This is a genomic window from Burkholderia anthinoferrum (assembly GCF_002925705.1).
Classification (GTDB): domain Bacteria; phylum Pseudomonadota; class Gammaproteobacteria; order Burkholderiales; family Burkholderiaceae; genus Burkholderia; species Burkholderia semiarida.
Genome location: NZ_LFZP01000044.1, coordinates 19,387 through 36,875, shown reverse-complemented (window position 1 = coordinate 36,875; position 17,489 = coordinate 19,387). Strand labels below are relative to the sequence as shown.

The 17,489-nt window shown below is 68.4% G+C and carries 17 protein-coding genes; 4 read left to right on the top strand and 13 right to left on the bottom strand.

The genetic code is table 11. The features are described 5' to 3' along the window. Nucleotides 1–88 precede the first annotated feature (88 nt). Genes tyrS through C5F75_RS15770 form a run of 3 tightly spaced genes read left to right on the top strand, consistent with a single transcriptional unit; the run spans nucleotide 89 to nucleotide 2,474 of the window. On the top strand, nucleotides 89–1,330 hold the full coding sequence (tyrS, locus tag C5F75_RS15780; RefSeq protein ID WP_059581097.1) for a tyrosine--tRNA ligase: 1,242 nt from the start codon (nucleotides 89–91) through the stop codon (nucleotides 1,328–1,330). Beyond that, nucleotides 1,327–1,785 carry a D-aminoacyl-tRNA deacylase gene (dtd, locus tag C5F75_RS15775; RefSeq protein ID WP_006483442.1) on the top strand — a complete coding sequence of 153 codons (459 nt, stop codon included), beginning with the start codon at nucleotides 1,327–1,329 and terminating at the stop codon, nucleotides 1,783–1,785. The genes tyrS and dtd overlap by 4 nt, the downstream gene beginning before the upstream one ends. Nucleotides 1,786–1,808: 23 nt before the next feature. Continuing rightward, nucleotides 1,809–2,474 carry a histidine phosphatase family protein gene (locus C5F75_RS15770; RefSeq protein ID WP_104012436.1) on the top strand — a complete coding sequence of 222 codons (666 nt, stop codon included), beginning with the start codon at nucleotides 1,809–1,811 and terminating at the stop codon, nucleotides 2,472–2,474. Nucleotides 2,475–2,535: 61 nt separating this feature from the next. On the opposite strand, the gene C5F75_RS15765 is transcribed toward C5F75_RS15770, so the two are convergent. The 10 genes from C5F75_RS15765 to C5F75_RS15720 all read right to left on the bottom strand — a co-directional run bounded on the left by C5F75_RS15765 (nucleotide 2,536) and on the right by C5F75_RS15720 (nucleotide 13,090). Beyond that, the gene (locus tag C5F75_RS15765; RefSeq protein WP_407641351.1) at nucleotides 2,536–3,669 is read right to left on the bottom strand and encodes a ParB/Srx family N-terminal domain-containing protein; all 1,134 of its coding nucleotides are present in this window, start codon (nucleotides 3,667–3,669) and stop codon (nucleotides 2,536–2,538) included. Between the two features lie 144 nt (nucleotides 3,670–3,813). After that, entirely contained in the window at nucleotides 3,814–4,767 is a 954-nt protein-coding gene (locus C5F75_RS15760; protein ID WP_104012435.1) for an oxygenase MpaB family protein, read from the bottom strand. A gap of 24 nt (nucleotides 4,768–4,791) precedes the next feature. Beyond that, complete coding sequence (gene ruvB, locus C5F75_RS15755; RefSeq protein WP_059581103.1) at nucleotides 4,792–5,862, bottom strand: Holliday junction branch migration DNA helicase RuvB; 1,071 nt, start codon at nucleotides 5,860–5,862, stop codon at nucleotides 4,792–4,794. 108 nt (nucleotides 5,863–5,970) lie between these two features. Then, on the bottom strand, nucleotides 5,971–6,552 hold the full coding sequence (ruvA, locus tag C5F75_RS15750; RefSeq protein ID WP_031402135.1) for a Holliday junction branch migration protein RuvA: 582 nt from the start codon (nucleotides 6,550–6,552) through the stop codon (nucleotides 5,971–5,973). A gap of 183 nt (nucleotides 6,553–6,735) precedes the next feature. Next, nucleotides 6,736–7,278 carry a crossover junction endodeoxyribonuclease RuvC gene (ruvC, locus tag C5F75_RS15745; protein WP_104012434.1) on the bottom strand — a complete coding sequence of 181 codons (543 nt, stop codon included), beginning with the start codon at nucleotides 7,276–7,278 and terminating at the stop codon, nucleotides 6,736–6,738. A 156-nt stretch (nucleotides 7,279–7,434) separates the two neighbouring features. Beyond that, nucleotides 7,435–9,000, bottom strand: a complete 1,566-nt coding sequence (gene purH, locus C5F75_RS15740) for a bifunctional phosphoribosylaminoimidazolecarboxamide formyltransferase/IMP cyclohydrolase (protein ID WP_059581113.1) — start codon at nucleotides 8,998–9,000, stop codon at nucleotides 7,435–7,437. Between the two features lie 44 nt (nucleotides 9,001–9,044). After that, complete coding sequence (locus C5F75_RS15735; protein WP_006476892.1) at nucleotides 9,045–9,278, bottom strand: Fis family transcriptional regulator; 234 nt, start codon at nucleotides 9,276–9,278, stop codon at nucleotides 9,045–9,047. Beyond that, nucleotides 9,275–10,342, bottom strand: coding sequence for a tRNA dihydrouridine synthase DusB (gene dusB / locus C5F75_RS15730; protein ID WP_059581116.1), 1,068 nt, complete (start codon nucleotides 10,340–10,342; stop codon nucleotides 9,275–9,277). Before dusB ends, C5F75_RS15735 begins: the two co-directional genes overlap by 4 nt. A 137-nt stretch (nucleotides 10,343–10,479) precedes the next feature. Beyond that, a complete protein-coding gene (locus C5F75_RS15725; RefSeq protein WP_059581120.1) occupies nucleotides 10,480–11,667 on the bottom strand; it encodes a UbiH/UbiF/VisC/COQ6 family ubiquinone biosynthesis hydroxylase in 1,188 nt (395 codons plus the stop codon). Between the two features lie 37 nt (nucleotides 11,668–11,704). Then, nucleotides 11,705–13,090: an aminopeptidase P N-terminal domain-containing protein gene (locus C5F75_RS15720; RefSeq protein ID WP_059581122.1), complete on the bottom strand. Its 1,386-nt coding sequence runs from the start codon at nucleotides 13,088–13,090 to the stop codon at nucleotides 11,705–11,707. Nucleotides 13,091–13,278: 188 nt separating this feature from the next. Here C5F75_RS15720 and C5F75_RS15715 point away from each other — a divergent pair, with 188 nt between their 5' ends. Continuing rightward, nucleotides 13,279–13,890: a glutathione S-transferase family protein gene (locus C5F75_RS15715; protein WP_059581211.1), complete on the top strand. Its 612-nt coding sequence runs from the start codon at nucleotides 13,279–13,281 to the stop codon at nucleotides 13,888–13,890. 116 nt (nucleotides 13,891–14,006) lie between these two features. Here C5F75_RS15715 and C5F75_RS15710 read toward each other — a convergent pair whose 3' ends face one another. The 3 genes from C5F75_RS15710 to C5F75_RS15700 form a co-directional block, all read right to left on the bottom strand. Further along, nucleotides 14,007–15,626 carry an FMN-binding glutamate synthase family protein gene (locus C5F75_RS15710; RefSeq protein WP_059581124.1) on the bottom strand — a complete coding sequence of 540 codons (1,620 nt, stop codon included), beginning with the start codon at nucleotides 15,624–15,626 and terminating at the stop codon, nucleotides 14,007–14,009. A 120-nt stretch (nucleotides 15,627–15,746) separates the two neighbouring features. Next, the gene (gene mnmA / locus C5F75_RS15705; RefSeq protein ID WP_059581128.1) at nucleotides 15,747–16,952 is read right to left on the bottom strand and encodes a tRNA 2-thiouridine(34) synthase MnmA; all 1,206 of its coding nucleotides are present in this window, start codon (nucleotides 16,950–16,952) and stop codon (nucleotides 15,747–15,749) included. Further along, entirely contained in the window at nucleotides 16,949–17,458 is a 510-nt protein-coding gene (locus C5F75_RS15700; RefSeq protein ID WP_059501004.1) for an NUDIX hydrolase, read from the bottom strand. Before C5F75_RS15700 ends, mnmA begins: the two co-directional genes overlap by 4 nt. Nucleotides 17,459–17,489 lie beyond the last annotated feature (31 nt).

Here is a 17,489-nt window from a genome sequence, read left to right as displayed (position 1 = left end):
ATTATCCGCGCAACGCGACGCGTCGTTAAGCGATGCGCGCGCAAGTTATGGGAAAATCCCTGTTTTTGCGACATTCTTCCTGGCACCGATGAGCACCGAACCCAGTTCCAAGCCCGTTTTCCCGATCACCGACGAAGTCCGGCATGCGCTCGCCGTCACGAAGCGCGGCGTCGACGAGCTGCTGATCGAGGAAGAGTTCGCGCAGAAGCTCGCGCGCAGCGCCGCCACCGGCACGCCGCTGCGCATCAAGCTCGGCCTCGACCCGACCGCACCGGACATCCACATCGGCCATACGGTCGTGCTGAACAAGATGCGGCAGCTGCAGGACCTCGGTCACACGGTGATCTTCCTGATCGGCGATTTCACGTCGCTGATCGGCGATCCGTCGGGCCGCAACGCGACGCGCCCGCCGCTCACGCGCGAGCAGATCGAATCGAACGCGAAGACCTACTTCGAGCAGGCCGCGCTCGTGCTCGATCGCGACAAGACCGAGATCCGCTACAACAGCGAATGGTCGATGCCGCTCGGCGCGGACGGGATGATCAAGCTCGCGTCGCGCTACACGGTCGCGCGGATCCTCGAACGCGAGGATTTCACGAAGCGCTTCCAGGGCGGCGTGCCGATCTCGATCCACGAATTCCTGTACCCGCTGATGCAGGGCTACGATTCGGTCGCGCTGAACGCCGATCTCGAGCTCGGCGGCACCGACCAGAAGTTCAACCTGCTGGTCGGCCGCGAACTGCAGAAGCAGTACGGCCAGGAACAGCAGTGCATTTTGACGATGCCGCTGCTCGAAGGCCTCGACGGCGTCGAGAAGATGTCGAAGTCGAAGGGCAACTACGTCGGCATCAGCGAGAAGCCGACCGACATGTTCGGCAAGCTGATGAGCATCTCGGACACGCTGATGTGGCGTTACTTCGAGCTGCTGTCGTTCCGCAGCCTCGACGAGATCGCCGGCTTCAAGCGCGAGGCCGAAGGCGGCCGCAACCCGCGCGATTTCAAGGTGCTGCTCGCGCAGGAAATCGTCGCGCGGTTCCACTCGCAAGCCGACGCCGAGCGTGCGCTGGAAGACTTCAACCACCGCGCGAAGGGCGGCGTGCCGGACGACATTCCGTCGGTCACGCTGGCCGGCGCGCCGCTGGCGATCGGCCAGTTGCTGAAGCAGGCCGGCCTCGTGCCGTCGACGAGCGAAGCGCTGCGCAACATCGAGCAGGGCGGCGTGAAGATCGACGGCGCGACCGTGTCGGACAAGGGCCTGAAGGTCGAGGCCGGCGAGTTCGTCGTGCAGGTTGGCAAGCGCCGCTTCGCACGCGTCACGCTGACCGCATGATCGCGCTGATCCAGCGCGTGACGCGCGCCGACGTCCGCGTCGGCGGCCGCACGACGGGCGAGATCGGCGCGGGCCTGCTCGCGCTGGTCTGCGCGGAGCGCGGCGATACCGAGGCCGCGGCCGACAAGCTGCTCGCGAAGCTGCTCGGCTACCGCGTGTTCAGCGACGCAGCCGGCAAGATGAACCTGCCGGTGTCGAACATCGACGGCGAAGGCCGCGCGGGCGGGCTGCTGCTCGTGTCGCAGTTCACGCTGGCGGCCGATACCAACAGCGGGCTGCGTCCGAGCTTCACGCCGGCCGCGCCGCCCGACGAAGGCGCGCGGCTGTTCGACTATTTCGTCGCGGCCGCGCGGGCGCGCCATCCCGTCGTTGAGACGGGCGAGTTCGGCGCCGACATGCAGGTGTCGCTCGTCAACGACGGCCCCGTGACGTTCTGGCTGCAAGTGCGGCCCTGATTCTTTCCCGGAGGCGCGCCGCGATGGCCACCACGCAGATTCTTTTCATCCGCCATGGCGAGACGGCCTGGAACCGCATCAAACGCATCCAGGGGCATATCGACATCCCGCTGGCCGACACGGGCCTCGCGCAGGCGCAGCGGCTGGCGGCGCGGCTCGGACGGGAGGCGCGCGACGGCGCCCGGATCGATGCGGTGTATTCGAGCGACCTGATGCGCGCGCAACAGACCGCCCAACCGTTCGCCGATGCGCTCGGGCTGCCGCTGCTGCTGCGCGAAGGGTTGCGCGAACGCTCGTACGGCGCGTTCCAGGGGCACGACAGTACCGAGATCGAGGCGCTGTTTCCGGACGCGTATGCGGTGTGGCAGACGCGCGATCCAGGTTTCGCGCCGGAGGGCGGCGAGTCGCAGCGTGAGTTCTATCACCGCGTGCTGCATGCGCTCGAACCGATCGTCGCCGCGCATCCGGGCGGCCGGATCGCGTGCGTCGCGCACGGTGGCGTGCTCGATTGCGTGTATCGCTTCGCGAACGGGATCGAGCTGTCGGCGCCGCGCAACTATCAACTGCTCAACACCAGCATCAACGTCGTCGATTACGTCGATGGTCGCGCGCAGGTCGTGCGGTGGGCCGACGTGTCGCATCTCGAAGCCGCGAGCGACGATGACGACGGGTACCGCAAGGTGCTCTGAGCACGCCAATCGCGTCCGGCCTGGCCGGCTCCCGGGGTCGTGCTTTCTTCCGGCGTGACCCTTACTGCGGCAGCCCGTGACGCGTCTTGTAGTCGAGCGCGTACGCGATCTTGCCGGGCTTGTCGGCCGTGATCGGCTGGCGCAGCTTGTCGAATTCCCCCTTGCTGTATTTCTTCCCGCCGTTGATCGCATCGGCGCGCCCGAGCTCGGCGCCCGTCTTGCCGTCGATCACCGGGTCCGTGGCCGCGACCATCCGCGCAGACGCATTCCAGACCGCATTCAGGTAGCCCGTGTCGGCCTTCGCCGGATCGGGATCGGTCGTGCCGCCGCGCGTCAGGTCGTAGCTCGCCAGCGCGAACGTGCCCGGCTGCGTACGCAGCCAGTCGGCCCAGTACAACTCGAGGTAGTCGGTTGCTTGCGCGGGTTTGCTATAGCCGATGTCGCGCGTGAAATAGACGAGCGACCGGTAGCGGTCGTTCGTCATCCCGCGCGTCAGGCCGAGGCCGCTCGGCAGTTGCGCGGTCGCGATCGGCTTGCCTTCGCCGTCCTTCAGGCGCAGATAGCCGCGGCTTTGCATCTGCTGCCAGAACGCGTCGCCCGAGTAGTCGCCGAGGTTGTCCTTGACGACGACGTGCACGTGCAGCGCCGGGCCGCCGTCGGGCGTCTCGTAGTAAGTCGACAGGCCGTGGTGGCCGTCGGTCAGGTACAGCGTATCGCCGTTCGGGCCGATCACGACGGGGTTCAGCACCGAGCGGTCGCGGGCGGTCGCGTCGGTCGTCGCGCACGTGTAGCTGGCCGGATCGCGCAGCGACGATCGGGTCGTGTAACCGCCCGATGCGATGCCGCCGAGGCCCTCGTCCGCGCAGAAGTCGTCGAACTTCTTGTCGGGCTGCAGTTCGTAGCGGCCGAGCTTGTAGTAGATCTGGTCGTAGCCGATCGCACCCTGCGTCGGATGGAGATCGCCTAGCGTCACGTCGAGCAGATCGCCGGCGCGGGCGGCTTTCCATTTGCCCGGTTGCGGCGTGGCGGTTGCGGGCGGCGTGGGAGCCGACGTCGTCGTGCTGCCGGACGGCAGTTGCGCGTCCGTGCGTGCGACGGCGGCGACATCGTCGCCTCCGCACGCGGCGAGGGCGAGGACGCCGGACAGGCTGGCGGCAAGGGCGAAACGGATCGGCAGGCGTGGCATCACGGGCATCGGGTGTCGTAGCGGGTAGGCGGAACTCCGCGCGGGCCACGGGCGTGCGTGACGAGCCCGACGTGCGACCGTGCGCGGGTGCGAGCGTGTCAGCTTGCCACAGGTATTTGACGGTAAATTGAAATGATCCGAAGAAACGGATCGTCAGCCAGGCGGGGCGCCGTCGGACGGGGCGGCCGTCGCGCGGCGGCGCGCACGCTTCGACGCGCCGTTGACGAGCGCCCAGCGCAGCACGGGCGCGACCGCGCGTATGCCGGGCCGGACCAGCGCGCGCCGCACCGGCGCGAACGCCGACACGCCGAGCATGCGCTGCGCCCACGGCGGCAGCAGGTCGATTCCGGCATGCATCACCAGCGACGCGGCAGGCCGCAGCGCCGGCTTCGCGACCGGCACATTCAGCAGGATGGACATCACGTCGAACGTGCGCGGCCCGGCTTCGAGTTCGGGCAGCATGCGCGCGAGATAGGCCGCCACCTCGGCGCGCGAACGCGGCACCGCTTGGGCGCCCAGCAGCTCGGCGATCAGCGCCGTCTCCGCGTAATAGCGGTCCTGCAGTTCGCCCGGCAGCTCCGGATTCACGTAACGCAGATGCGCGGCGAGGAAGCTCGACACTTCCGCGACATGCACCCAGGTCAGCAGCGCGGGATCGTCGGCGCGGTACGGCCGGCCGTCCGGCGCGTTGCCCGAGATGTGCGCGTGGATCGCCTTCACGCGCTCGATCAGCGCGAGCGCGTCCGCGCGGCTGCCGAACGTCGTCCCCGTGATGAACGTGGCGGTGCGCCGCAGACGGCCGAGGATATCGGTGCGGAACGACGAATGATCCCAGACGCCCGCGAGCGCGAGCGGGTGGAGCGCCTGCAGCAGCAGCGCGGCGATGCCGCCTGTCATCATCGACGTGAAATCGGCATGCACGCGCCAGCAGACGGCGTCGGGGCCGAACAGCCCGGGGTCGCCGGGCGGTGAAGAGAGATCGATCGACGGGCCGCCGCCACCCACCGTCAGGTGCGTGATGCCGGCCACGAGCCGCTTGCGGATCGGCTCGGCCCAGCGCGGGCCCGGCGCGGGTGCGGTGGGGTGGTGGCTGGGCGGCGTCGTCATGGCGGGTGCGACTCGGGCGACGGACTACTTCCCGTCCGGAGTATCCCACTCGTCGCGTTCGGTGCGGCGGGCCTCGGGCACCGACAGCCCGAAGTGGCGATACGTGAGCAGCGTCGCGACGCGCCCGCGCGGCGTGCGCTGCAGGAAGCCCTGCTGGATCAGGTACGGTTCGAGCACGTCCTCGATCGTGTCGCGCTCCTCGCCGATTGCCGCCGCGAGATTGTCGATGCCGACCGGGCCGCCGTCGAACTTGTACAGGATCGCTTCGAGCAGCTTGCGGTCCATCAGGTCGAAGCCGACCGGATCGACGTCGAGCATCGCAAGTGCGGCATCGGCGACGGCCGCGGTGATCTGGCCGTCGGCCTTCACTTCCGCGAAGTCGCGCACGCGGCGCAGGAGCCGGTTCGCGATCCGCGGCGTGCCGCGCGAGCGCTTCGCGATTTCCAGCGCGCCGTTCGGATCGATCTGCGCATTGAGCAGCGACGCCGAGCGCCGCACGATGCGCGACAGTTGATCGGCGTCGTAGAACTCGAGGCGCGCGACGATCCCGAAACGATCGCGCAGCGGGTTGGTCAGCATCCCCGCGCGAGTGGTCGCGCCGACCAGCGTGAACGGCTGCAGGTCGAGCTTCACGCTGCGCGCGGCCGGGCCTTCGCCGATCATGATGTCGATCTGGTAATCCTCGAGCGCCGGATACAGGATTTCCTCGACGACCGGCGACAGCCGGTGGATTTCGTCGATGAACAGCACGTCGTTCGCCTCGAGGTTCGTCAGCAACGCGGCGAGATCGCCCGCGCGCTCGAGCACGGGCCCCGACGTCTGGCGCAGGTTCACGCCCATCTCGCGCGCGATGATGTGGGCGAGCGTCGTCTTGCCGAGACCCGGCGGCCCGAACAGCAGCACGTGGTCGAGCGGCTCGGAGCGGCGCTTCGCGGCTTCGATGAAGATCTCGAGCTGGCCGCGGACCTTTTCCTGGCCGACGTAGTCGTCGAGCTGGCGCGGCCGCAGCGCCCGTTCGAACACCTCCTCGTGCGACGAGGCGGGCGTGGCGGCGATGATCCGCTGCTCGGTGGCGAGTTTGTCGGTTTCAATCATGCGGCCATTGTACCGCGCGACGGAGCCCGGGCCACCTGGCCGAACGGCCGACTGGCGCGCGCCGCGCGGCGGCGCGACACTGGCTTCGACGGCCGGATCGACCGCGTGTTACGCCTTCGACAACGCCTTCAGCGCGAGCTTGATGCCTTCGGACACGCCGGTGCCGGCCGGCACGTTCTTGATCGCGGCAAGGCCCTCCTTCTCGGAGTAGCCGAGCGCCAGCAGCGCGTTGAGGATGTCGGTCGCGTGGTCGGACGGCGAAGCCGCGCCGGCGAGCGCGCCGAGGTCGGCGCCGAGCTTGCCCTTCAGCTCGAGCAGCAGGCGCTCGGCCGTCTTCTTGCCGATGCCGGGCAGGCGCGTGAGGCGTGCGGCGTCCTGCATCGTCACGGCCTGGGCGAGCTCCTGCACGCTCATGCCGGACAGCACGGCGAGCGCCATGCGCGCGCCGATGCCGGTGATCTTCAGCAACTCGCGGAAGGTCGTGCGTTCCTGCGGCGTCAGGAAGCCGTACAGCAGGTGCGCGTCTTCGCGGACGATCTGCTGCGTGAGCAGCACGATGCGTTCGCCCGTTTGCGGCAGGTTGTAGAAGGTGCTCATCGGCACGTCGATTTCATAGCCGACGCCGTTGCAGTCGACGAGCAGATGAGGCGGGTTCTTTTCGAGCAGGATGCCGGCGATGCGACCGATCATGGAGGACGGGATGCGAGGAAGAAAGCGCGAGTGTAGCGCACGCGCGGCGCGATGCCGATGGGCGCGGCCGTCAGGCCGAAGCGGCGCGTGTCGCGGGCATGTCGGGCGTGGGTGAAACGACCGAGGCGGCCAACGCAGCCCGCGCAGTCGAGCCGACGCGCGCGGCCGCGGTGCGCGGCAGCGTCAGCCGATCAGCCTGCCGCGCCGCACGCGCAGCCCTTTCTGCGCGAGCGCCGGCGCGAGCCCGCCCAGCGTGCTGAGCGTGTTGCCGCCGTGCGCGTGGCAGATCGCCATGCCGAGCGCGTCGGCGGCGTCCGAGCCCGGCTGGCCGGACAGGTTGAGCAGCCGCGTGACCATGTCCTGCATCTGCGTCTTGGTCGCGCGGCCGTAGCCGACCACGGCCTGCTTGAGCTGCAGCGCCGTGTATTCGGCGACCGGCAGCCCGCCCGCGACGAGCCCGCAGATCGCGGCGCCACGTGCCTGGCCGAGCAGCAGCGTCGACTGCGGGTTCACGTTGACGAACACCTTTTCGATCGCGGCCTGGTCGGGCGCGTGTTCGCGCACGATCGTCGAGATGCCCTGGAAGATCGTGCCGAGCCGGGTGGCCAGGTCGGCCGTCGGCGTGCGGATCACGCCGCTCGTGACATAGGCGAGCCGATGGCCGCTGACGTCGATGACGCCGAAGCCGGTGACGCGCAGACCGGGGTCGATGCCGAGAATTCGCATGAGTGAGGAGAGTGGCGTGATGCAGCGATACTACAACGAATGGGGCGGCAAGCCGGTCGCGCGGTCGCGCGCGAAGGCGCCGCGCAATAAAAAACCCGGCGGAGGTGATGCCGCCGGGTTCCGGTGCAGCGGCCGCGCGGGGGCCGCATGCGGCGATCAGTGACGGAAGTGGCGCACGCCCGTCAGGATCATCGCGATGTTGTGCTCGTCGGCTGCCGCGATCACTTCGTCGTCGCGCATCGAGCCGCCCGGCTGGATCACGCAGGTCGCGCCGGCCGCCACGACCACGTCGAGGCCGTCGCGGAACGGGAAGAACGCATCCGACGCGACGGCCGAGCCGGCGAGCGTCAGCCCCGCGTTCTGCGCCTTGATGCTCGCGATACGGGCGGAATCGACGCGGCTCATCTGGCCGGCGCCGACGCCGAGCGTCATGCCGTTGCCGCAGAACACGATCGCGTTCGACTTCACGTACTTCGCGACGCGCCATGCGAACAGCAGGTCGTCCATTTCCTTCGGCGTCGGGTGGCGCTTCGTGACGACGCGCAGCTCGTGCGGCTGCACGTTCTTCGAATCGAGCGACTGCACGAGCAGGCCGCCGCCCACGCGCTTCAGGTCGAATGCGTTGTGGCCGTCGCCCAGTGCGATTTCGAGCAGGCGCACGTTCTGCTTCGCGGCGAACACCTGCTTCGCGGCGTCGGAGAACGACGGCGCGATCAGCACTTCGACGAACTGCTTCGCGACCGCTTGCGCGGCCGCTTCGTCGACTTCGCGGTTGAACGCGATGATGCCGCCGAATGCGGAGGTCGGGTCGGTCTGGAATGCCTTCGCATACGCGTCGGCCGAGTCGTTGCCAACCGCGACGCCGCACGGATTCGCATGCTTGATGATCACGCAGGCCGGCGCGTCGAACGTCTTCACGCATTCCCACGCCGCGTCCGAATCCGCGATGTTGTTGTACGACAGTTCCTTGCCCTGCAGCTGGCGGTAGTTCGCCAGCGCGCCGGCCGGCGCCGCGAGGTCGCGGTAGAACGCCGCGCTCTGGTGCGGGTTCTCGCCGTAGCGCAGGTCCTGCACCTTGTCGAACGCCAGGTTCAGCGTGGCCGGGTACGTGCTGCGCGATGCGTGCTTCAGCTCGTCGGTCAGGCTGGTCAGGTAGTTCGTGATCGCGCCGTCGTATTGCGCGGTGTGCGCGAACACCTTCGTCGCGAGACGGAAGTTGGTCGGGTAGCCGACGGTGTTGCCGTTCGCCTTCATTTCATCGAGCACGACCGCGTAGTCGGCCGGGTCGACCACGACCGTCACGTCGCGGTGGTTCTTCGCGGCCGAGCGCAGCATCGTCGGGCCGCCGATGTCGATGTTCTCGATCGCGTCGGCGAGCGTGCAGTCGTCCTTCGCGATCGTCGCGACGAACGGATACAGGTTCACGACGAGCAGGTCGATCGTCGGGATGCCGTGCTGCTCCAGCGCCTGCATGTGCTCGGGCAGGTCGCGGCGGGCGAGGATGCCGCCGTGCACCTTCGGGTGCAGCGTCTTCACGCGCCCATCGAGCATTTCCGGGAAGCCCGTGTAATCGGCCACTTCGGTCACGGGCAGGCCGGCGTCGGCGAGGAGTTTCGCGGTGCCGCCCGTCGACAGCAGCTTGACGCCGAGGTCGGACAGCGACTTCGCGAAGTCGACGATGCCGGTCTTGTCGGAAACGGAAATGAGCGCTTGCTTGATCATGATGGAACCACCAATAGCCAGGGAAACGGGGACGGGACGGCCGCCTACAGCAGGCCGTGCTGCTGCAGCTTCTTGCGCAGCGTATTGCGATTGATGCCGAGGTACTCGGCGGCGAGCGACTGGTTGCCGCCGGCCTGTACGAGCACGACCTCGAGCATCGGCTTTTCGACGCAGGACATCACCATTTCATAGACGTCGTGCGGATTGGAGCCGTCTAGATCCCGGAAATACACGTCCAGGCTCTCGCGGACACATTGTTCGATGTTGTGCTTGCTCATGCTGCTAACTGGTTATGGTCGTCCGGCTCGCCCCGGCCGTTTTCCGCTTCGTCATCGACGTAGACGAGGTGGTCCGACAGCGCTTTTTGCGCCTCGAAGAATGCATTGACGGCGGCGAGCTGCTCGCGGGTGGAATCGAGCGTGTTCATTCGGTGCCGGAACCCGTTGGCACCGGAAAGGCCGCGAGTGTACCAGCCGATGTGCTTGCGCGCAGTACGGACGCCGGTGAATTCGCCATAGAAAGCGTAGTGGTCTTCCAGGTGTTCGTTCATCACGTGCTGGATCTCGTCGATCCGCGGCGGGGGCAGCAGCTCGCCGGTTTGCAGGAAATGATCGATTTCGCGGAACAGCCACGGCCGGCCTTGCGCGGCGCGACCGATCATCAGCGCGTCGGCGCCGGTTGCGTCGAGCACGGCCTTCGCCTTGGCGGGCGACGTGATGTCGCCGTTCGCGACGACCGGAATCCGCACGGCCGCCTTCACGGCCGCGATGGTGTCGTACTCGGCGTCGCCGCGGTACAGGTCGGCGCGCGTGCGGCCATGCACGGTGAGCATCGAGATGCCGGCCGCTTCGGCCAGGCGCGCGACCGTGATCGCGTTCTTGTGCTCGCGGTCCCAGCCGGTGCGGATCTTCAGCGTGACGGGCACCGCATCGGGCCCGGTGCCGACCGCCGCGACGACGGCCTCGACGATCCGCTGCACGAGCGGCTCGTTCTGCAGCAGCGCGGAGCCGGCTGCGACGTTGCAGACCTTCTTCGCCGGGCAGCCCATGTTGATGTCGATGATCTGCGCGCCGTTGTCGACGTTGTAGCGGGCCGCTTCGGCCATCATCGCCGGATCGGCGCCGGCGATCTGAACCGCGATCGGCTCGACCTCGCCTTCGTGGTTCGCGCGCCGCATCGTCTTCGCGCTCTTCCACAGCTGCGCGTTGGACGCGACCATCTCGGACACCGCGTAACCGGCCCCCAGCCGCTTGCACAGCTGGCGGAACGGACGATCCGTCACCCCGGCCATCGGGGCGACGAACAGGTTGTTACGCAATACGTGAGGGCCGATAACGGGCATCGCAATGGCGCCGCCCGCGACACGCGCGGGCAGGGGAAGGGAAGGCGGAAAACGGGCATTTTACCGTATTCCCATGCCCCGCCGATTTGACCCGGTTTGCCTGGTGTGCCCGGAGGGGCCGTACGGTGCGCCGCGCGTCAGTTGCGCTGGCCGAACATCATCTGGCGAGCGATCGCCTTCTTGAGCGGCGGCACGAATTCGAGCGCGGTGAGCGCCGCGCCGCGCAGCAGCGGAAGCGGGCCCGAGTCGATCGTAAACAGGCGCGCCAGCGTGTCGGTCGCGCCGATCGTGAGGCGCCGGTCGAGCGCGCGGCGCGCGTTGAAGGTCGCGAGCGCGGTCGCTTCGAAGCCTTGCGCGGAGAGTGCGTCGACGAGCGTATGCGCATCGCGCAGCCCGAGGTTGAGCCCCTGGCCCGCGACCGGATGCAGCGTTTGCGCGGCGTTGCCGACGATCGCGATGCGGCCGCTCACGAGCGTTTGCGCCGCGCTCAGCCCGAGCGGGAACGACGCCCGCCCCGCGATCGCGACGAACCGGCCCATCCGCTCGCCGAATGCGGCGCCGAGCTCGCGCAGGAACGCGTCGTCGGGCAGCGCCGCGCGGCGTGCGGCCTCGTCGGGCGTGCAGCACCATACGAGCGAATACTCGGCCTGACGCGGCCCGCCGAGCGGCAGCAGCGCGAGCGGGCCTTCGTGCGTGAAGCGCTCCCACGCGACGTTCGGGCGCGGTGCCGATACCGTGACCGTCCCCACGATCGCGGTCTGCCCGTAATCGCGGCGATGCTTGCCCGTATCGGCGTGCCGTTCATGAAACAGCCCGCCTTCGGCATTGATGACGATGCGCGCGCGCAGCGTGCGTTCGCCCTGAGGGCCGTCGAGCGTCAGCGTGACGCCGTCGGCGTCCTGCTGCGGCGTGCGTGCGGTGGTCGACGTGAGCCAGTCGACGCGCGTGCCGCGCACGGCGCCCGCGAGCGCCTGCACGATCGAGCCGTAACGCACGACGTAGCCGAGCGCGGCGAGCGCGTGTTCGTCGCGGTCGATCAGCGTGCGGCCGAAATGGCCGCGTTGCGACACGTGGATATGTTCGATCGGCGTGGCGTCGGCCGGCCACGCGAGCGTGTCGAGCAGCACGCGGCTGCCGTACGATACGGCGATCGCGCGCGGGTCGTTCGCGCTCGCGGCAGGTTCGCGCGCGTCGATCAGCGCGATCGACGCATGCTGGGTCGCGCTGCGGCGTGCGAGCCAGCCGGCGAGCGCGAGTCCGACGGGGCCCGCGCCGACGATGGCGAGGTCGTAATCCGGCGTGGCCGGCGAGGAAGCGGTCGTCATCTTGATTCGTGAAACGGAGGTAACGGTCGGCGGCCGGTCATGCGTCCGCGCGCATCAGCGCCTCGATCTCGTCGGCCGCGACCGGCACGCCGCGCGTGATCAGCTCGCAGCCGTGCTCGCGCACGATCGCGTCGTCCTCGATGCGGATGCCGATGTTCCAGTACTCGGGCGGCACGTCGTCGGCCGCGCGCACGTACAGGCCGGGCTCGACGGTGAGCGTCATGCCCGGCTTCAGCGTGCGCCACGGCAGCGCGCCGTTCGCGTCGCGCGCGGCGAGCCGCTCGCGATAGTCGCCGCAGTCGTGCACGTCCATCCCGAGCCAGTGGCCGGTGCGGTGCATGTAGAAGCGCGTGTATGCGCGCTCGGCGATCACGTCGTCGACGTTCGAGAAGCGCGTTTTCGGGATGATGCCGGTATCGAGCAGCCCCTGCGCGAGCACGCGTACGGCCGCATCGTGCGGCGCCTCGAACGGCACGCCCGCGCGCGTCGCGTCGATCGCGGCCTGCTGCGCGGCGAGCACGATGTCGTACAGCGTGCGCTGCGCGGGCGAGAAGCGGCCGTTGGCCGGGAACGTGCGCGTGATGTCCGATGCATAGCCGTCGAGTTCGCAGGCGGCGTCGATCAGGATCAGGTCACCGTCCCGCGCGGCCGCGTTGCCGGCCGGGTAGTGCAGCACGCACGCATTCGCGCCGGCCGCGACGATCGACCCGTACGCGGGCGCCTGCGCGCCGTGCTTGCGGAACAGGTACAGCAGCTCGGCCTCGAGTTCGTATTCGCGGATGCCGGGGCGGCACGCCTGCATCGCGCGGCGGTGCGCGAGCGCGGAGATGTGCGCGGCGCGCATCATGATCGCGAGTTCGTGTTCGTCCTTCACGAGCCGCATGTCGTCGAGCAGCGGCGTGAGGTCGAGCAGCGCGTCCGGCGCGGCGACGCCCGTGCGTGCCTGCGCGCGCACCGCGTCGATCCAGCCGGCGAGCCGGCGCTCGAACTCGGCCGATGCGCCGAACCGGTAGTGCACGGTGCCTGCATCGGCGAGCAGGCGCGGCATCTCGGTGTCGATCACGTCGACCGCGAATGCGGCATCGAAGCCGAACGCGTCGCGCGCGGCGTCGGGCCCGTAGTGAAAGCCTTCCCAGATTTCGCGGTCGACGTTCCTGGCGCGACAGAACAGGATCGATTCCGGCGCGCCGTGCGGCGCGGCCGCGTTCAGCACGAGCACGGCATCCGGCTCGGTGAAACCCGTCAGGTAATGGAAGTAGCTGTCGAACCGGTACGGGTAGGCCGTGTCGCGGTTGCGCAGCATTTCCGGCGCGGTGGGGACGATGGCGACGCCGCCGCCCGCGGCACGCAGTGCGGCAAGCACGCGTTCACGGCGCTGGCGGTAGACGTCGACGGCGATGGCGGTATCGAGGGGCGCGTTCATTCGTGCGATTGTAGCGCCGCGCGCCGCGGTGCGTGAGTGTGGGGCCGGAAGCCGCGCCGGCCGGGCCGCGCGTGGCGGCTGTTGCAAACCATCCACAGGCCGGACGGCCGATTTTCTACCCGGCCGCGCGGGCCGGTTATGATCGGCGACAACGTATACTCGCGGCGGTTCCCTTAAAAAGGCAGATGATGAAATTAATCGGTTCGCTCAGCAGCCCGTACGTCCGAAAGGCGCGGATCGTGCTTGCCGAAAAGAAGATCGACTACAAGCTGGAGCTCGAGAACGTGTGGGCGCCGGATACGAACATTCACGCGTCGAATCCGCTCGGCAAGGTCCCGTGCCTCGTGATGGAGGATGGCGCCGCGGTGTTCGATTCCCGCGTGATCTGCGAATACGTCGATACGCTGTCGCCGGTCGGCAAGCTGATTCCGCCGTCGGGCCGCGAGCGCGTCGAAGTGCGCTGCTGGGAGGCACTGGGCGACGGCGTGCTCGACGCGGCCGTCGCGATCCGTCTCGAACACACGATGCGCGACGAAGCGCAGCGCAGCGCGAGCTGGATCGCGCGCCAACAACGCAAGATCGACGACGCGCTCGTCGCGATGTCGCAGGGTCTCGGCGGCAAGACGTGGTGCGTCGGCAATCATTACACGCTCGCCGACATCGCACTCGGCTGCGCGCTCGGCTATCTCGACTTCCGGATGCCCGAGCTCAACTGGCGCGATCGCCACCCGAACCTCGACAAGCACTTCGTGAAGCTGCAACAGCGACCGTCATTCGCCGATACGCTGCCGCAGAACTGAGCCGCGGCCCGGCCTTCACGCATTCGCCAGACGAAAGAAAAGCAAGAGCGCCCCGCGGGGCGCTTTTGCTTTTGCGGCGCGGGCCGGCCACCGTCGCAACGGGGTGGCCGTGCGCTTTACTCGATCGACGCGTACACGGCTTCGCCGAGCGTGAACGAATCGCTGCGCGCGATCGGCCACCACTTGTCGTACAGCGAGAAGCCGCAGGTCTGGCCGTCGAGCAGCGCACCGGGTTTCAGGTATTTCAGCAGTTGCGACATCAGCCGCACTTCGTGCGGCGCGACCCGCTGCACGATGTGGTGCGCGCGCAGCTCGGACGGATGCGCGAGGCCGGCCGCCTGCACGAGTTCCTGCAGCGCATGCAGCGTATTGCGGTGGAAGTTGTACACGCGCTCGGCCTTGTCGGGCACGACGAGCGCCCGCTGGCGCACCGGGTCCTGCGTCGCGACGCCGGTCGGGCAGCGGTCGGTATGGCAGTGCTGCGCCTGGATGCAGCCGACCGCGAACATGAAGCCGCGCGCCGAGTTCACCCAGTCCGCGCCGATCGCGAGCGTGCGCGCGATGTCGAACGCGGTGATGATCTTGCCGCTCGCGCCGATCTTCACGCGGTCGCGCACGCCGATCCCGACGAGCGTGTTGTGCACGAGCAGCAGTCCTTCCTGCAGCGGCACGCCCACGTGGTCGGTGAATTCGAGCGGCGCCGCGCCCGTGCCGCCTTCCGCGCCGTCGACGACGATGAAGTCGGGCACGATGCCCGTCTCGAGCATCGCTTTCGCGATCCCGAAGAATTCCCACGGATGGCCGATGCACAGCTTGAAGCCGGTCGGCTTGCCGCCGGACAGCGTGCGCAGCCGTTCGACGAATTCGAGCAGCCCGCGCGGCGTCGAGAATTCCGAGTGCGTCGCGGGCGAGATGCAGTCCTTGCCCATCGGCACGCCGCGCGTCTCCGCGATTTCCGGCGTGATCTTCGCGGCCGGCAGCACGCCGCCGTGGCCGGGCTTCGCGCCTTGCGACAGCTTCACCTCGATCATCTTGACCTGCGGATCGGCGGCCTGCTTCGCGAACTTGTCCGGGTTGAAGGTGCCGTCGTCGTTGCGGCAGCCGAAGTAGCCGGACGCGATTTCCCAGATGATGTCGCCGCCGTTCTCGCGGTGGTACTTCGACAGCGAGCCTTCGCCGGTGTCGTGCGCGAACCCGCCTTTCTTCGCGCCGAGGTTCAGCGAGCGGATCGCGTTCGCGGACAGCGAGCCGAAGCTCATCGCCGAGATGTTGAAGATCGAAATGTCGTACGGCTGCGCGCGATTCGCGCCGACGCGGATACGGAAATCGTGGTTCGGCAGCTTCGTCGGCGCGAGCGAATGGCTGATCCATTCGTGCGCGACGGCCTTCACGTTCAGTTCGGTGCCGTACGGGCGGTTGTCGGCGACGTTCTTCGCGCGCTGGTAGACGAGGCTGCGCTGCGCGCGCGAGAACGGTTTTTCGTCGGTGTCGTCCTCGACGAAGTACTGGCGGATTTCAGGCCGGATGAATTCGAACAGGAAGCGGAAGTGGCCCCACAGCGGGTAGTTCCGCAGGATCGCGTGGCGATCCTGGTTCAGGTCGTACAGGCCGAGTGCGACGAGGGCGATGGGGATGACGATCCACAGCCAGGAAAGGAGGTGGACCGACGCGAGTGCGGCCGCGGCGACGAGCAGCAGGACGGCGCACCACATCGCGAGGTAGCGTCTGGAAAGCATGGGGGACTCCGTAAGAATCTTGAGATACCGCCATGCGTACGCTGCGAAGGCGGCGCGCCGGCCACGACGGAATCGTGTTCCGCCGGGCGCGGCGTGCCGCAAGTCTAAACCGAATGGGTGTCAGCGTGCTTCGGCGAGCGCCGGCGCGTGGGCCGCCGCCGCAGCCTGACCGGGCTGGCCGGTCGCCGCGGATTCGATGATGCCGCCGCCCAGACAGATCTCGCCGTCGTACAGCACGGCCGACTGGCCGGGCGTGACGGCCCACTGCGCATCGTCGAACGCGAGCGAGAAGCGCGCCTCGCCTGCCGGGCCGGCTGCCGCGGCGTCGATCGCGGCCCGGCCTAGCGCGGCCCGACCTGTCGCGGCTCGACCGAATACGCACGCCGCATCGGCCTGCCGGTAGCGCGTCTTCGCGCCGCACGCGAAGCCGTCCGCCGGCGGCTCGCCGGCGACCCAGCTCACGTTGCCGGCGACGAGTTCGCGCGACAGCAGCCACGGATGATCGTGGCCCTGCACGACGTACAGCGTGTTCGACGCGATGTCCTTCGCGGCGACGAACCACGGCTCGCCGCTGCCGCTCTTGCTGCCGCCGAGCCCGATGCCCTTGCGCTGGCCGAACGTGTAGAACGCGAGGCCGATGTGCTCGCCGACCACCTTGCCGTCGGGCGTCTTCATCGGGCCGGGCTTCGTCGGAAGATAACGGTTCAGGAAATCGCGGAACGGCCGCTCGCCGATGAAGCAGATGCCGGTCGAATCCTTCTTCTTCGCATTCGGCAACCCGATCTGCGCGGCGATCTCGCGCACCTTCGTCTTCGGGATCTCGCCGAGCGGGAACATCGTCTTCGACAGCTGCGCCTGGTTCAGCCGGTGCAGGAAGTACGACTGGTCCTTCGTGTGATCGAACGCCTTCAGCAGTTCGAAACGCCCGTCGCGTTCGCGCACGCGCGCATAGTGGCCGGTCGCGATCATTTCCGCGTCGAGCGACATCGCGTGGTCGAGGAACGCCTTGAACTTGATCTCGGCGTTGCACAGCACGTCGGGGTTCGGCGTGCGGCCGGCCGAGTATTCGCGCAGGAATTCGGCGAACACGCGATCCTTGTATTCCGCCGCGAAGTTGACGGCTTCGACGTCGATGCCGATCAGGTCGGCCACCGACACGACGTCGATCCAGTCCTGGCGCGTCGAGCAGTACTCGCCGTCGTCGTCGTCTTCCCAGTTCTTCATGAACAGGCCGACCACGTCGTAGCCCTGTTCCTTCAGCAGCCACGCGGTCACCGACGAATCGACGCCGCCCGACATGCCCACCACTACACGGCGCTTGCTCATTTGCCGACCGCCTGACGTTCGAATGCCTCGGGGCGCGGGGCGACCGAGTGCGTGTGTACGAAATCGAGCGGAATGCGCCGCCCGGCGAGATAGTCGTCGACGCAGCGCATCACCGCGGGCGAACGATGGCGCTCGCTGCAGGCGCGCAGCTCGTCGGCCGTCATCCACAGCGTGCGGACGATGCCGTCGTCGAGCACGTGGCCCGCGACCGGTTCGCCGGCCGTGCCGCAGAACGTGAAGCGCAGGTAGGTCGCGCCGGCGCTGCCGGGGCGGTCGTAGTGCGCGAGATAGACGCCGACGAGTGCGTCGGGCGTGAACGGGTGCGCGGTTTCCTCCAGCGTTTCGCGGATCACCGCGTCGGCCAGCGTTTCGCCGGCTTCGAGGTGACCGGCCGGCTGGTTGATGCGCAGGCCCGTCGAGGTTTCTTCCTCGATCACGAGAAAGCGGCCGGCGCGCTCGACGAGCGCGGCGACCGTCACATGCGGGGTCCAGATTTCGGGTTTCATGGTTCGGCATTTTACCGGTTGCGCCCGAAGG

Coding starts and splice junctions, on each gene's coding strand:
- ruvA (WP_031402135.1), bottom strand. CDS start 6,552: ATGATCGGTCGCATCGCCGGCATCCTGCTCGAAAAGAACCCGCCTCAT.
- C5F75_RS15735 (WP_006476892.1), bottom strand. CDS start 9,278: ATGAGCAAGCACAACATCGAACAATGTGTCCGCGAGAGCCTGGACGTG.
- C5F75_RS15765 (WP_407641351.1), bottom strand. CDS start 3,669: ATGCCCGTGATGCCACGCCTGCCGATCCGTTTCGCCCTTGCCGCCAGC.
- tyrS (WP_059581097.1), top strand. CDS start 89: ATGAGCACCGAACCCAGTTCCAAGCCCGTTTTCCCGATCACCGACGAA.
- dusB (WP_059581116.1), bottom strand. CDS start 10,342: ATGCCCGTTATCGGCCCTCACGTATTGCGTAACAACCTGTTCGTCGCC.
- C5F75_RS15770 (WP_104012436.1), top strand. CDS start 1,809: ATGGCCACCACGCAGATTCTTTTCATCCGCCATGGCGAGACGGCCTGG.
- ruvB (WP_059581103.1), bottom strand. CDS start 5,862: ATGATTGAAACCGACAAACTCGCCACCGAGCAGCGGATCATCGCCGCC.
- dtd (WP_006483442.1), top strand. CDS start 1,327: ATGATCGCGCTGATCCAGCGCGTGACGCGCGCCGACGTCCGCGTCGGC.
- C5F75_RS15725 (WP_059581120.1), bottom strand. CDS start 11,667: ATGACGACCGCTTCCTCGCCGGCCACGCCGGATTACGACCTCGCCATC.
- C5F75_RS15760 (WP_104012435.1), bottom strand. CDS start 4,767: ATGACGACGCCGCCCAGCCACCACCCCACCGCACCCGCGCCGGGCCCG.
- C5F75_RS15715 (WP_059581211.1), top strand. CDS start 13,279: ATGAAATTAATCGGTTCGCTCAGCAGCCCGTACGTCCGAAAGGCGCGG.
- C5F75_RS15700 (WP_059501004.1), bottom strand. CDS start 17,458: ATGAAACCCGAAATCTGGACCCCGCATGTGACGGTCGCCGCGCTCGTC.
- purH (WP_059581113.1), bottom strand. CDS start 9,000: ATGATCAAGCAAGCGCTCATTTCCGTTTCCGACAAGACCGGCATCGTC.
- mnmA (WP_059581128.1), bottom strand. CDS start 16,952: ATGAGCAAGCGCCGTGTAGTGGTGGGCATGTCGGGCGGCGTCGATTCG.
- C5F75_RS15710 (WP_059581124.1), bottom strand. CDS start 15,626: ATGCTTTCCAGACGCTACCTCGCGATGTGGTGCGCCGTCCTGCTGCTC.
- ruvC (WP_104012434.1), bottom strand. CDS start 7,278: ATGCGAATTCTCGGCATCGACCCCGGTCTGCGCGTCACCGGCTTCGGC.
- C5F75_RS15720 (WP_059581122.1), bottom strand. CDS start 13,090: ATGAACGCGCCCCTCGATACCGCCATCGCCGTCGACGTCTACCGCCAG.